Annotated in this window: 17 protein-coding genes; 4 read left to right on the forward strand and 13 right to left on the reverse strand. The window is 43.3% G+C overall.

All coding sequences use genetic code 11. From position 1 onward, the window contains the following. Window positions 1-103 precede the first annotated feature (103 nt). Entirely contained in the window at window positions 104-553 is a 450-nt protein-coding gene (gene dut / locus NIT79A3_RS12910) for a dUTP diphosphatase (RefSeq protein WP_013966626.1), read from the reverse strand. 25 nt (window positions 554-578) lie between these two features. Beyond that, window positions 579-1,781 carry a bifunctional phosphopantothenoylcysteine decarboxylase/phosphopantothenate--cysteine ligase CoaBC gene (gene coaBC, locus NIT79A3_RS12915; protein WP_013966627.1) on the reverse strand — a complete coding sequence of 401 codons (1,203 nt, stop codon included), beginning with the start codon at window positions 1,779-1,781 and terminating at the stop codon, window positions 579-581. A 224-nt stretch (window positions 1,782-2,005) separates the two neighbouring features. On the opposite strand from coaBC, the gene radC reads away from it, so the two are divergent. The 3 genes from radC to rpmG all read left to right on the forward strand — a co-directional run bounded on the left by radC (window position 2,006) and on the right by rpmG (window position 3,273). Further along, window positions 2,006-2,680 carry a DNA repair protein RadC gene (gene radC / locus NIT79A3_RS12920; protein WP_013966628.1) on the forward strand — a complete coding sequence of 225 codons (675 nt, stop codon included), beginning with the start codon at window positions 2,006-2,008 and terminating at the stop codon, window positions 2,678-2,680. 166 nt (window positions 2,681-2,846) lie between these two features. Continuing rightward, complete coding sequence (gene rpmB, locus NIT79A3_RS12925; RefSeq protein WP_013966629.1) at window positions 2,847-3,083, forward strand: 50S ribosomal protein L28; 237 nt, start codon at window positions 2,847-2,849, stop codon at window positions 3,081-3,083. A gap of 34 nt (window positions 3,084-3,117) precedes the next feature. Further along, entirely contained in the window at window positions 3,118-3,273 is a 156-nt protein-coding gene (gene rpmG / locus NIT79A3_RS12930; RefSeq protein WP_013966630.1) for a 50S ribosomal protein L33, read from the forward strand. An 84-nt stretch (window positions 3,274-3,357) separates the two neighbouring features. On the opposite strand, the gene NIT79A3_RS12935 is transcribed toward rpmG, so the two are convergent. From NIT79A3_RS12935 to NIT79A3_RS12985, 11 genes are all read right to left on the reverse strand, one after another. Next, complete coding sequence (locus NIT79A3_RS12935) at window positions 3,358-4,548, reverse strand: fatty acid desaturase (protein ID WP_013966631.1); 1,191 nt, start codon at window positions 4,546-4,548, stop codon at window positions 3,358-3,360. 294 nt (window positions 4,549-4,842) lie between these two features. Further along, window positions 4,843-5,400: a pseudouridine synthase gene (locus NIT79A3_RS12940; RefSeq protein WP_013966632.1), complete on the reverse strand. Its 558-nt coding sequence runs from the start codon at window positions 5,398-5,400 to the stop codon at window positions 4,843-4,845. 39 nt (window positions 5,401-5,439) lie between these two features. Continuing rightward, window positions 5,440-5,892 carry a histidine phosphatase family protein gene (locus NIT79A3_RS12945; protein WP_013966633.1) on the reverse strand — a complete coding sequence of 151 codons (453 nt, stop codon included), beginning with the start codon at window positions 5,890-5,892 and terminating at the stop codon, window positions 5,440-5,442. A 32-nt stretch (window positions 5,893-5,924) separates the two neighbouring features. Further along, on the reverse strand, window positions 5,925-6,221 hold the full coding sequence (locus NIT79A3_RS12950) for a DUF167 family protein (RefSeq protein WP_013966634.1): 297 nt from the start codon (window positions 6,219-6,221) through the stop codon (window positions 5,925-5,927). A gap of 15 nt (window positions 6,222-6,236) precedes the next feature. Then, complete coding sequence (locus NIT79A3_RS12955) at window positions 6,237-6,812, reverse strand: YggT family protein (protein WP_013966635.1); 576 nt, start codon at window positions 6,810-6,812, stop codon at window positions 6,237-6,239. Window positions 6,813-6,874: 62 nt separating this feature from the next. Next, window positions 6,875-7,687 (reverse strand): pyrroline-5-carboxylate reductase, encoded by an 813-nt coding sequence (proC, locus tag NIT79A3_RS12960; protein WP_013966636.1) that lies wholly within the window; start codon window positions 7,685-7,687, stop codon window positions 6,875-6,877. Between the two features lie 113 nt (window positions 7,688-7,800). Next, window positions 7,801-8,631: a bifunctional DNA-formamidopyrimidine glycosylase/DNA-(apurinic or apyrimidinic site) lyase gene (mutM, locus tag NIT79A3_RS12965; protein WP_013966637.1), complete on the reverse strand. Its 831-nt coding sequence runs from the start codon at window positions 8,629-8,631 to the stop codon at window positions 7,801-7,803. Beyond that, complete coding sequence (locus tag NIT79A3_RS12970; protein WP_013966638.1) at window positions 8,631-9,503, reverse strand: DUF4340 domain-containing protein; 873 nt, start codon at window positions 9,501-9,503, stop codon at window positions 8,631-8,633. The genes mutM and NIT79A3_RS12970 overlap by 1 nt, the downstream gene beginning before the upstream one ends. A 2-nt stretch (window positions 9,504-9,505) precedes the next feature. Next, window positions 9,506-10,864: a GldG family protein gene (locus tag NIT79A3_RS12975; RefSeq protein ID WP_013966639.1), complete on the reverse strand. Its 1,359-nt coding sequence runs from the start codon at window positions 10,862-10,864 to the stop codon at window positions 9,506-9,508. A 17-nt stretch (window positions 10,865-10,881) separates the two neighbouring features. Then, window positions 10,882-11,625, reverse strand: coding sequence for an ABC transporter permease subunit (locus NIT79A3_RS12980; RefSeq protein ID WP_013966640.1), 744 nt, complete (start codon window positions 11,623-11,625; stop codon window positions 10,882-10,884). Between the two features lie 22 nt (window positions 11,626-11,647). Next, window positions 11,648-12,376 (reverse strand): ABC transporter ATP-binding protein, encoded by a 729-nt coding sequence (locus NIT79A3_RS12985; protein ID WP_013966641.1) that lies wholly within the window; start codon window positions 12,374-12,376, stop codon window positions 11,648-11,650. Between the two features lie 554 nt (window positions 12,377-12,930). Between NIT79A3_RS12985 and NIT79A3_RS12990 the strand changes: the two genes are divergently transcribed. Continuing rightward, window positions 12,931-13,620, forward strand: coding sequence for an OmpA family protein (locus NIT79A3_RS12990; protein ID WP_013966642.1), 690 nt, complete (start codon window positions 12,931-12,933; stop codon window positions 13,618-13,620). The last annotated feature ends 58 nt before the right edge of the window (window positions 13,621-13,678 follow it).

A 13,678-nucleotide genomic window follows, 5' to 3' on the forward strand; every position in this document is an offset into this window, starting at 1 on the left:
AGTGTGTATCGTTAATTTTCAATGGAATAGCATTTACTCCCACGGAACTTCATCCGCAGAAACCATCACCAGCGGAGCAAGAACAGTTTCGAACCCATGCGTATCAGTGCTTGCCTGTACTGCCAAAACCATCTTCACCCCGATGACTCTGGTCAAAACTATCCACCATGTTGAATTCGACCTGCACAACGGGAACCACGACAAGCTGTGCGATACGTTCTAATGGGTTAAGATGAAATGAAGTCTGTCCACGATTCCAGCAGGATACAAAAATCTGTCCCTGATAATCCGAATCAATCAAACCCACCAGATTTCCCAATACAATCCCATGCTTGTGACCTAAACCAGAACGTGGCAATACCAATGCGGCCAACCCCGTATCGGCTAGATGCAATGCGATTCCTGTTGGAATCAGGCTGGTTTCTCCCGGATTGATCGTGACAGGTTGCTCAATACAAGCGCGCAAATCCAGACCGGCTGAACCCGGTGTGGCATAGGCAGGAAGCTGTTCATTTAAACGTTCATCAAGAATTTTAATATCAATTTTTTTCATACGCTTCAGTATTAGTATTTTTCATTTATTGCTGGTAAAGCGAATTGATATGTTTTATCAAATGCCGCGCCTGTTCCATTTTTGATGCTTTCGGAAGTACATGCTTACCGGCACCGTCCAGCAAAATCAATTCACTCTCGTCAGAACCGATGGCATCTTGAGCTAAATTGGCAACCAATAAGGGCAAGTTTTTTTTGCGCCGCTTCAATTCTGCATTTTTCTCAAGATCTTCTGTTTCTGCTGCAAAACCAACGCAGAAAGGCGGTTCGGGTAAACTGGAAACCATCATCAGAATATCCGGATTGGGAATCAGTTCTATTGACAGCTTTTTATCAGACTTTTTTATCTTCTGCTGACAGACTCTTGCCACACGGTAGTCAGCGACAGCGGCAACACTGATAAAAATATCGATCTGCGATATTTCTGCCTGTACAGCATGTAACATATCCTCTGCACTCACCACTTGAATAAGTTTATCTACTATTGGCGGCACCAAACAAGTTGGACCAGAAACAAGGGTAACCGTTGCACCCGCGTCTACTGCAGCCCGGGCAACAGCATACCCCATCTTTCCGGAACTTTTGTTGGTGATACCACGCACGGCATCAATCGCTTCAAACGTCGGCCCGGCTGTCACCAGAACTTTTTTGCCTTGCAATAAGCCACCTGTTTGAAACGCAGTTCGCACCATTTCTACCAGCTCGCTGGCTTCAAGCATTCGCCCCATGCCTATTTCACCACAAGCCTGTTCACCACTCGCCGGACCGATTATTCTGACACCATCACGTTGCAACAAAGACAAATTACGTTGTGTCGCGGGATTCTCCCACATTTGCCGATTCATAGCGGGTGCTATTATGAGCGGACAATCTCGCGCCAAACATAATGTTGCCAATAGATCATCTGCCATACCACCGGCAAGTCTTGCAATAAAATCAGCACTGGCAGGCGCCACCAAAATCATGTCGACATGGCGGGATAGGTTGATATGCGCCATATTATTTACAGCATTAGTCTCCCATAAATCGGTATAAACCGGATTACCTGTCAGAGATTGGAAAGTGACTGGCCCAACAAAATGACAAGCAGACTTTGTCATTACCGTCCGCACCTCAATACCTTCTTGTGTTAGCAGGCGCGCCAATTCCGCAGCTTTGTAAGCAGCCACACCGCCTGTTATACCAAGCAACAGGCGTTTTTTAGATACAGAAGATGCACATGTTGTCATTTTATAAAATTTCTCTGGATAAACTTAATCCGATACTAAACCGGTATTCACTGTATTAGATGTATTAATAAAATAAGCAGCTACTTGCTCATTTTACTCAATATGACTGCACTGCATGCCGCTATCAATAAAATTAAAAAGCAGGGCTTTGCCATCCCGGCAACTGATTGTAATGTACCTGCCATCAATCTTATTTTACATGACTAAGCTACCAACTATATCTTATGGCGATTCCAAATTGGCCTATATCTGAGCGACCACGAGAAAAGCTATTGCAAAAAGGTGTCACTGCCCTTTCCGATACAGAACTGCTAGCCATATTTCTTCGTACTGGCATAACAGGGAAAAGTGCTGTAGATCTCGCAAGAGAATTACTTTTACATTTCGGCAACCTAACTAATATATTTGCAGCCAATCAGATTAGTTTTTGTCAATTACCCGGTATGGGAATTGCAAAATATACACAACTACAGGCTGTGTTAGAAATGGCCCGCCGTGCATTAAGTGAAGAGCTGAAGAGCGGAAATGCAATGAATTCACCGGAGTTGGTTCGAGATTTTCTACGCCTGAGTCTGGCAAACAAACAACACGAAGTTTTTCTTGGTATTTTTCTTGATGCTAAAAATCATACCATTGCTACTGAAGAACTATTTAGCGGCACATTGACACAAGCCAGCGTTTATCCTCGGGAAGTCATCAAACGGGCTTTGTATCACAATGCAGCAGCCATCATTTTTGCGCACAATCACCCTTCTGGCGTGGCCGAGCCCAGTCATGCGGACAAAGTGCTTACCCAATCCCTGAAACAAGCATTGGCTATGATTGATGTCAAAGTATTGGATCACTTTATTGTTGGCAACGGCACTACCCTGTCATTTGCCGAACATAATTTAATTTGAACGCAAATCCCGCAAAAAATCGCATTGATTTTGAAGAATACTGTAAATTTATATCTGCTTTTGATAAATACTCTCATCAATCATGATATTTAATCAGTTACATTTGAGTAAACACCTCAAATCAGGATATAATCTCTCTTTTTAAGAATTCTTGGAGTGCGCTATTATGGCACGAGTATGTGAAGTAACCGGCAAGAAGCCGATGTCAGGCAACAATGTTTCTCACGCAAACAATAAAACCAAAAGACGTTTCTTGCCTAATTTGCAACGCCGCAAATTCTGGGTCGAAAGCGAAAACCGCTGGATTAATTTACGTTTATCTAATGCTGCATTACGCACAATAGATAAAAATGGCATTGATGCAGTGATCGCCAAAATGCGCTCAGAAGGCAAAAGCGTTTAAGAAACCAATCGACGTAAGTTAAGGAGTCATCACAATGCGTGAAAAGATAAAACTTGAATCCTCAGCTGGAACAGGTCATTTCTATACAACCACAAAAAATAAACGTGCGAAACCCGAGAAATTGGAGTTAATGAAGTTTGATCCCGTCGCACGAAAGCACGTTAAATATAAAGAAACAAAGCTTAAATAAATTTGAAATAAGCTGCAATTTCCAATAAAAAACCCGCCGAAGCGGGTTTTTTATTGGCTAGACTTTCAATTCCATCAATAATTATTATGCATAGCAACGTAATCGCTGAGAAAAAGCTTGCAGCACTTCAATACCACTTTCCTCTGCACGACGGCACCAATCTTCCAGCTGCTTGACCAACTCTTCAGTTGTCGCAGTAGAACGTTGCCAGATTTCAGCTAATTCCTCGCGCATGGTATAAACTTTATCGAGTGTCTTAGCATTACTAAGCACTTGACTTAGCTTCTCACGCTCATGCTCTTGCAGAGTTTTTGAATCAGCCAGAATCCAACGCTTCAGAGTAGAATTATCCACACCATATTGCGCAGTTGCTTCTTTCAAGTGAACCATCTCTTTTGCAAAAGTTTCTTTCAACGATTTCGTATATTTAGCAAGAACCTCATAACGATGAGAGATGACTGCTTGCAATGTATCCGAATCGCACTGGGTCTTTTCCTTATCGAAACGTAACTTAGGCGCAACTTTCTTGACCTTTGCAAGCCCTATCATCTCCAAAATACGTATATACATCCACCCGATATCAAACTCGTACCATTTATTGGATAATCGCGCTGATGTTGCATAAGCATGGTGATTGTTATGTAATTCTTCACCACCAATCAAAATACCCCATGGAACGATATTTCTGCTGGCATCTTCCGCTTGAAAATTCCGGTATCCCCAATAATGACCAACACCGTTGATAATACCTGCAGCAAAAATCGGAGCCCACATCATTTGTATCGCCCACATAGTAATACCAATTGGGCCAAACAGAATTACATTAATAATCAGCATTAATGCGACACCTTTTGCACTGTGTTTGGTATAAATATTACGTTCTATCCAATCATCCGGCGTGCCATATCCATATCTTTTCAGGGTCTCCTCATTTCGTGCCTCTGTTCTATAAAGTTCCGAGCCTTCGCTTAACACTTTCGCGATACCAACGATTACAGGACTATGCGGATCATCCTTGGTTTCACATTTTGCATGGTGCTTGCGATGAACCGCTGTCCATTGCTTTGTAACCATCCCAGTAGTTAACCACAACCAGAAACGGAAAAAATGACTTGGTATCGCATGCAATTCCAACGCTCTATGCGCTGAATGGCGGTGAAGATAAATTGTAATACCCGCAATTGTAATATGCGTAAAAACCAAGGTAACGACGACATAGCCCCACCAAGGCATATCAATCACACCAGAGATTAAAGTAAGAAAATCAGAAATCATAGAGTTACCATCCTTTTAATAGCCTACCGAGGCGCAGACCTGATAAATAAAAAACAAACACCCTCCAAACCATTTGCACTTCACTTAACTTATAGATAAAAAATCATTAACGTTATTTTTTCATTTACTGTACATGAAGTATTTACTCTTTTCCACTTCTTTACATAATTTTTTATATTAGCACTTTATTGAAAAAAAATATTAATCTGTATCAATTATCCGTTTAATATAAATGGCTTTAGTAAAATCAAACTTCATTTTCCAGAAGGAATCCTGAGAAGAATTGATAATCTTTCATTTCTCCAGAGCGGAGTTATTCAGTATGCGCCACTCTCCGGGAGCAATCCCCTGCAGGGTGTATTTACCGATTGCATAACGAATCAATCGCAAAGTAGGAAATAGAACCGCTGCCGTCATCCGCCTTACTTGACGATTTTTACCCTCACTGAGAACCAAAGACATCCAAGCAGTTGCGATATGCTTGCGGTAACGAACGGGCGGTGTCCGCTGCCAAAGATGGCCGGGCTCATCCATCAGAAATGCTTGTGCAGGCCGCGTTTTGAAATCATTCAGAACCACACCTTGGCGCAACTTATTTAATGCAATCTCGTCGGGTTTACCTTCAACTTGCACCCAATATGTTTTAGGGAGTTTAAACTCTGGATTGCTAATTCTATTCTGCAATTTTCCATCATCTGTTAATAGAACCAAGCCCTCACTATCAGCGTCCAGTCTGCCTGCCGGATAAAAGCCCGGTAATGGAATAAAGTCTTTTAATGATTGATGACCGCTTTCCGGTGTAAATTGGCAAATCACACCATAAGGTTTATTAAACAAAATTAATCGAGGCATGGCGCCTGATTGTAATCAAAAAATAAATCCAATCAAAACTCATAACATTTCAGGATAGATCACGAAATGAAGCACTGGTTCAATATTTTTGTCTTTTTCTTGATACCGGATCCACCACACAGAGCCTTTCTTAACACCCAATCCAGGAGGAATAACCGGAACCAGATTACGGACGACATCACCCAATGTAGGCTGGTGGCCGACTATGACTACAGCGCCTTGTGCATTGGGCCAGTTAGCGGCAGTAAGAATACTCTTTACACTAGCACCGGGACCTATTTCATTATTAGTTACAAAATCAGATTTCAATGCCATCGCGGTTTGTTGAGTGCGTCGCGCTGGACTGGCTATCACCAGCGTATTTTCCGGCAATTTCAATCTCAGCCAATCAGACATGCGTTTTGCCTGGTCTAGTCCTTTTGCAGTGAGCTTACGGGCTGCATCAGGAAAACCATCCTCAGCCTCAGCATGACGCCACAGAATTAATTCCATCGCATTTCTTTAATAGAGAAGTACATTGATAATCAACTTTGCAACTCGCTATATAATACATCCGGACCACAACCAGATTGTTGAATTATTATCACTTTATGCCGTGATTTATCACCTTGCCTCAATATCACTTGGCTAAGAGGCACATCAAAATGCTTAGCAAGAAATTTCAGTAGCGCGGCATTTGCTTTACCTTCCACCGGTGCGGCCGCAAGCTTTATCCTCAGCGCATCCCCATGTAATCCTGCCGCTTCGGTATTTTTTGCACCCGTCTGAATATGCAATGTTAATACAAGATTATTTGCATCATCATAACGATACCAGCTCATGATCGCCTTAATAACCTAAAGGAGCATAGTAATGATTTCCTTATGCACACCAGCCACTAGCATCAGCAGCACTTGAATTAAGATCAACACAAACAACGGAGACAAATCAACATTCGCAATCGGCGGAATACGCTTACGAAAAACGGCCAGGAATGGACGGGTGAAACTATCCAGTATCGGCGCTAACGGACTATGTGGATTAACCCAGGACAAAATAGCCTGCATAATAATCATTATTAACACGATATAGAGTGTCACTTTAATAATCTCGACGATACCCAACAACCCCATTACCCCGGATGCAGCGCCGATATTTTCTGCAAAATCATACCCCTGCACCATATAAACACTGGTAATGATCATACATTCCATTAACCAGGCGAGGATCAACGTGGATAAATCTATGCCAGCCCAGCCAGGAATAACACGGCGTGCAGGCCGCACGATAAAATCAGTCGCCGCAATAAGAAACTGGGATATTGCGTTGTAGTAGGGAACACGTAATAATTGAAAATAAAACCGCAGGAGCAACGCCAACGAAAGCAACCCCAGGATAGTATCAAGAAGAAAAATTAAGATCTGATTGGACATAAGAGTTTTCCGGAAAAACTGTAATTGATAAATAAGAAATCACTAACTGACTCTATCAAGATTTAAATTCTGCTGAACTCATCACTCAATTCACGTGAACGCCTGTTCGCAGCATGTACGGCGGCTATGATCTTACACTGAATAGCATTTTCTTCCATAGTCTGTATTGCTTGTTCGGTTGTGCCACCTTTTGATGTCACTCGAGCACGCAATACAGCTACATCTTCATCACTCAAGCTGGCCAGTTTACTGGCACCAGCAAATGTCTGCAAACTGAGTTGTCTGGCTTGAGTCGGCGTCAAGCCCAATTCTATCCCTGCTTGCTGCATGGATTCAATAAAATAAAAAACATAAGCAGGGCCGCTACCGGAAATAGCAGTCACAGTATGCAGCATTTCTTCATCATCCACCCAAAGTGTCGTACCTACCGCAGCAAGAATCGACTCAGCATTCTTTTTATCTAACTCACCAACGCCTGGCGCAGCATAAAGACCGGCAACACCGCTACGTACCAACGAAGGCGTGTTAGGCATCGCGCGCACCACCCGCGCATAACCGCCCAACCAGCGTATAATATCAGTCACACGAATACCCGCCGCGATTGATATGATCAGCTGATTATTCAATAATGGTGCAAGTTTCTGGGTCAACTCAAATAATTGCTGTGGTTTTACGGCCAATAAAATCACATCACTGCCCTTGACTCCATCGGCAAGTTCAGCGACGGCCGAAATGCCCAATGCATGTTTTGTTTTCTCACGGCTTTCTGCATTTATTTCCACCACATGAAGCTGCTCTGCTGCGTAACCTTGCTGTAACAAGCCACTGATTAGCGCAGAAGCCATATTGCCGCCGCCAATGAATGTAATATTCATATTAAAACCCTATCATTATGTTAATTGATTCATCTGCACAGAAAGTGATCCTGTAACTACCAACAAAACAGACTGGCGCTAGAAATTAAACCACAATTCAGTGTGGACCTCAGTCAATGCTGACAACGCGAACAATAAAAGCTAGAGCGTTGACTTTGTCTGATTTGTTTAATCTCGTGATCACATTTTTTACAACACTCCCTGCCACGCCCATAAACCCAATATTGCTGCTGAAAATACCCAGGATTCCCGTCACTGTTAACAAAATCACGCAAACTGCTGCCACCTGCTTCGATTGCCAACTGCAAAATTTGTTTAACCGCTTGAACCAGTTTTTCATAACGCGTCATACCAATTCTGCCAGCGGCTATTTTGGGATTGATCCCCGCTAGAAACAAAGCTTCATTCGCATAAATATTACCAATGCCAACGACCACATGGCTATTCATCAGAATTTGTTTGATACTAGCGCGGCATTCTCTGGTTTTCTCAAATAATTGCTGCGCATTGAAATCTGCTGTTAATGGCTCGGGACCAAGATTCATCAGAAGCGGATGCTGCAGAATATCTCCCGTATGCCATAACACTGCACCAAAACGACGCGGGTCTCGCAATCTCAGAACAGTCTGATCACTTAGAATCAAATCAAAATGATCATGTTTCAGGGGCGGTTCTATCGATTGCATCACGCTATACGGCAGTATGCGCAAACTCCCTGACATGCCCAGATGAAAAATTAATGTTCCTGCACCGCAATCAAGCAAAAGATATTTAGCCCGCCGTGTTACTGCTTGAATCGTTAAACCCGCCAATAACTTAGACAAATTACCCGGTATAGGCCACCGTAGCCTAGGATTACGGATAATTACATTTGCAATGGATTGTCCCAGCAAATGCGGCGCGATACCGCGCCGTGTGGTTTCGACTTCTGGTAATTCCGGCATCAGTCGTCAAACAATATCTGGTTTGATTTTATCCGGTACGGATCGAGTAATTGCTGACCCGCATCAATAGGAAACTGATAGCCGAACCCCTCATTAACACGTAACAACAATACCGAAAATTCATTTTGCAAAATTCTCAGATTGATTTCCTGCTTATTTTGCAGCGTGATTTCAATGGAACCCGTTTCAACGAAATCAGGGCCTATCGCTTGCTCCAACCTCAGTTCATCGGCATGCGCTGTCTGCCATAACTGAATCCAATGTTTTATTGTCTCTTCGTCAAGTACTTCGTCAGAATGCTGCATGGTAACGCGCCAATTCTCATTCTGTAATTCTACCGTCAAATGATTCAACTCAAATTTAACCGGAATTTCATCGGATGCCAGCAATTGTGAATTGATCAGGTCGCTGGCATTGGATGGCAAAGCAAGCACATAACGCGGAGAAATCAAATACACCTGATCACTTGTCGCCACATATTGTTGGTTGGTTGTGGGTGCAAATCCACCAAAACCAAAATACTCGTCATTCAGATACAATCTCACATTGGGTTGATCCAAACCAAAACGTCCCAGATCCACCAGCGGAAGACGTTGACTACTTGTTACCGTCAGAATTTCCAGAATTTCCGCGATCTTTCCTTCGTCCGCCCGAGCTTGTACCGGCTTTACCAAATACCAGTGATTATCTAATTGCTGCAGTGCAATCTCTTGTTGCTGTCTTACCATACGCAGGCTTTGCACCGCTTCAACCGGACTGGTTGAAAGCGGGTATTTATGGATATCCGGAGATTGCGGTCTGAAATACAGAAACACCGCCAAACCGGCAATCGTAGCAAACATGATCAGATTAAGTCGCGCGTGATGAGTCATTTTTATATTTTTCTTCGGCGACGCCACCAAATCAAAGTCCCGCTCACCAAAAATAGTACCGGCAACAATACAAGAAAAACAACCGCGATTAAAGTCAAGTCCGATTCACTTAAAATTAGATTACTGTCCAATGTTGCACGCGGCTGAATCACAATCAGCTCTTCATCGCCGGTAAGCCAATTAATCAGATTAATACCAAAATCTAAATTACTGCCGTTTCCCAAATAAGTATTGGCAAGAAAATGTCCACTGCCTACTACAACAATGCGTTGCTCGCGATCCTGAATATTGCGCGTCAATGCCACTGCAATACTGATTGGACCGGCCACATCATCGGCTTGATCAAAATTAATCACGTCATTCAGATCACCGGTCTCCACCCAGCCTTGTTGCGCCGCTTCAACCAGTGAAACGCTGCTCCATTCTTCACTTTCATCAATCGTTATCTGGCGCGCAAACGGAAACACCGTAATGTAGTCAAAATTATCGGTAATGACGTGCTGCCCATAAATAGCACCCAAGGCAAATGTAACCGGCGCTTTAAGCTGTTCTGCCTGAGGGTCAACGACAACGCCCGGAGTGAGTGTTAAGCGTAACATCTCTGTCAAGGGTAACAGTCCGCGCAACGATTCCTGATCAACCAACCATAATAGGTTGCCACCTTGGTCGACATAATTCAGTAACTTATCTACTTCTCCCGGTAATAAGTCGGTCTGTGGAGAAGCAATCATCAACATGCTTGCATTCATGGGAATATCCTGCTCAATGGCAAGGTTCAATGGCTGGCTGTTAAAGCCATTTGTGCGCAAGTGCCTGCCAAATTCCCCTAAATCGTAGTTGGCACTCCCATCAAGCCTGCGTTCCCCATGACCGCTCAATGCCACGATCAGTTTGTCTTCAGCGCGCGCCAATCGCATCAATGCGTTGGAAAATGCCTGTTCATTGATGGCTGTGAGATGCTCAACGCGCTGATTAAACTTGATTACTATCTCACCGTTAACCTGAACATCCGCTTCCTGCGTCAATATAGGTTGCGCCACCGGATCAATAAAGGCCAGAGAAAGATCTGGTTTTACACGCTGATAAAGTGCCACAAAGTCGGCAATAATCTTGCGAATATCTCCCAATTGCGCATGTTGCTCAGTGGCATAAGCCGTCACTTGAACCGGCCCTTGCAATTTTTGCAGTATCTCAACACTCGCCTCACTCAGGCTATTACGGCCATTCTGACTAACATCCCATTGCAACCGGGTTTGTGCTGCAAGATAGCCCAACAAAATAACCAGCAACAGTAGCAAAATGACAAATACGCCATTTTGTATCAAGTGATGCCAGCGTAATTTTTTATTCAGCGTAATCATTTACGTAACTTTTAAGCTTACCCATGCAATCGCTCCCCATCCAGGCGGCGAATCGTTAACACCAGAAAGGTAACGATAAATAAAATAAAATAAGCGATACTCAAGGTATCAATTAAACCCTGATTAAACTGTTCAAAATGCTTCAGCAAAGAAAAATATTGTAACCATCCATCTGTTTCACTTGCAGCCAGATTGATCATCCACAATCCTAACAACACGCCCAAGGTGCCAATCGCGGCAATGACAGGCTGTGCCGTCAAGCTGGAAATATAAAGACCCAACGCAGAAAAACATGCAGTCACCAGAAATAAACCTAGCGTATTGCTGAGTAATAAGCCAAAGTCCAGCGCACCGCCAAGGCGTAATGAAATAGATAGTGCAACTATCAGGGAAATTACAGCCAAAAAGAAAACCATTAGGCCCAGAAATTTACCGAGCACAATATCCGTCATGGAAACCGGCGCTGAAATCAATAATGTCAGTGTGTGATTCCGTCGTTCTTCAGCCAGCAAACGCATGGATAATAATGGCGTAACCATCAATAAAATAATGGCTGCCATTGCAAACATAGGGGAAATAATGATTTCCGTAATTCCCGGGGGATTAGCAATCTGCATCAATTGAGACTGTATCTCCAGAAATGCATCCAGACGGACCAGAAAAACCCAGGTGAGCACGAGTTGTATCAAAGCCAGCAGTATCCAGGCCAAAGGAGAGATGAACAACATGCTCAATTCCTTACGGATAATGGTAACAATCATTTTGAAGATTCCTGTTCTTTCATCACTGTGTGAGTTGCGTAAACACCGCTTCCAGACTGGTACCCTGCTGCTGCAATTCGGCCATGGTTTGATCAAATACGACGCTACCTTTATGCATTATCTGCACCCGGTCACATATGCTCTCTACCTCAGACAATATATGCGTTGATAAGATGACACTACTGGATACACCCAACTCCCGGATCAGCGAGCGAATTTCACGCATTTGATTAGGATCAAGACCTACCGTTGGTTCATCAAGAATAATGACGTCCGGGCTGTGAATGATAGCCTGCGCAATACCCACGCGTTGCTGAAATCCCTTCGACAATGTGCCAATCACATGCCTGCCTTGAACTTCCAGACCACAACGTTGTTTCACATTATCCAACACAGATTGTAACGCTTGCTTGTTGATACGATGTAATCGAGCAGCCAGCAGCAAATACTCATCGACGGTCATGTCATGATAAAGCGGTGGAATCTCAGGTAAAAAACCTAAATGCAATTTGGCTTCTCGGGGTTTATCCAGCAAATCGATGCCGCAAATCTCTATACTGCCGGCACTTGGCGCAAGATTACCCGTCAGCATACGCATCGTCGTGGTTTTACCCGCGCCATTCGGCCCAAGTAACCCTAACACTTCCCCGCGCCTTAATTCGACATTCACATTTTGTACCGCTGTATGGTGGCCATATTTACGAGACAGATTCTGTGCTGACAAGGTTAAAGCTGCCGTTTCATCTGCCATGCCTAAGAGTTCCCGCAGTTAAATAGTGATATGATGAGCTTTCTTTGCAAGTAAATCTATTTGTAAAGTTTTACAATCTAGGGAAGCTCTGACCAAATCCTTCGACAGGCTTAGGATGAAAGGCAAAATTGTTGATTACGTTCGTAGCGAGCCGTCGAACTACGAACGTAATCAACTTGGTCAGAGCTTTCCTAGGCAGACAGACAGTTTACGTCTGATAGATCAATAATTCACCGGCTTTGACTCGATTTTAATACTAAGACAGAATGCAAACAGTCATTTTTAATCACTGTGCGGCTATCTCCGTAAAGAAACTGATTCTTGACCATTCAGACATGTTAGCTCATTAATTCTATTTTACTTAGATTTATAGCATATATTTGTTGCAATTAAACCACACATTAATTTGAGACAATAAGCAAACAAACTGATAATTGAACACTTATAAGCATGAAGTAGTAGAATAGTAAAGACTTTCAATTGTATTGGTAAAGCAATTTCTGCATTACCACCAGAACTCTTAGAAACATAGTTTTCATTAAAAGGACAACATCATGAAAAAAATATCAGCCAAAAATACTCTTATTGGAATGGTTCTTATACCAGCAATGTTTTCTGGTGCTGTCTTGGCACATGCAGCAGGTATTGATCAGTATGATCAAGATCGATCTGTAAAAAAACCGGAAGCTTATGGCGTTGATGATCGTGGCGTAGTTGCCAGAAACACAACCGGTTTATGCTGGCATACTGGGTATTGGACACCTGCTATGGCTATTCCTGAATGCGATCCGGATCTGGCTAAAAAAACCGAAGTTGCTGCAGCACCAGCAGCAGCGGCACCAGCAGCAGCGGCAGCCACAACAGCTCCTGAGAAGATTACATTCTCTGCAGATGCGTTATTTGATTTCGACCGTGCAACATTGAAACCAAATGGTATCCAAGCATTGAATGAGTTTGTTAGTGCCATTCAAGGTATTAAGTATGACCTCATCATTGCTGTCGGCTATGCAGATCGCATTGGATCCGATGATTACAACAAAAAACTCTCTGTTCGCCGCGCTGAATCAGTCAAAGCCCATCTGGTTTCAAGAGGCATAGAGCCTAGCCGTGTCTTTGTCGATGGCAAAGGTGAAGCAAACCCAGTAACGGGTAACAGTTGTGTTGGTGAGAAAAAAACCAAAGCACTGATTGATTGCCTCGCACCAGACCGCCGCGTTGAAATCGAAGTAGCAGGTACAAAATAAGCGGTATCGTTAATTTTTCTCTAAAAAGCCCTGCCATAATGCGCAGGGCTTTTTACTT

The organism is Nitrosomonas sp. Is79A3 (assembly GCF_000219585.1).
Taxonomy (GTDB): domain Bacteria; phylum Pseudomonadota; class Gammaproteobacteria; order Burkholderiales; family Nitrosomonadaceae; genus Nitrosomonas.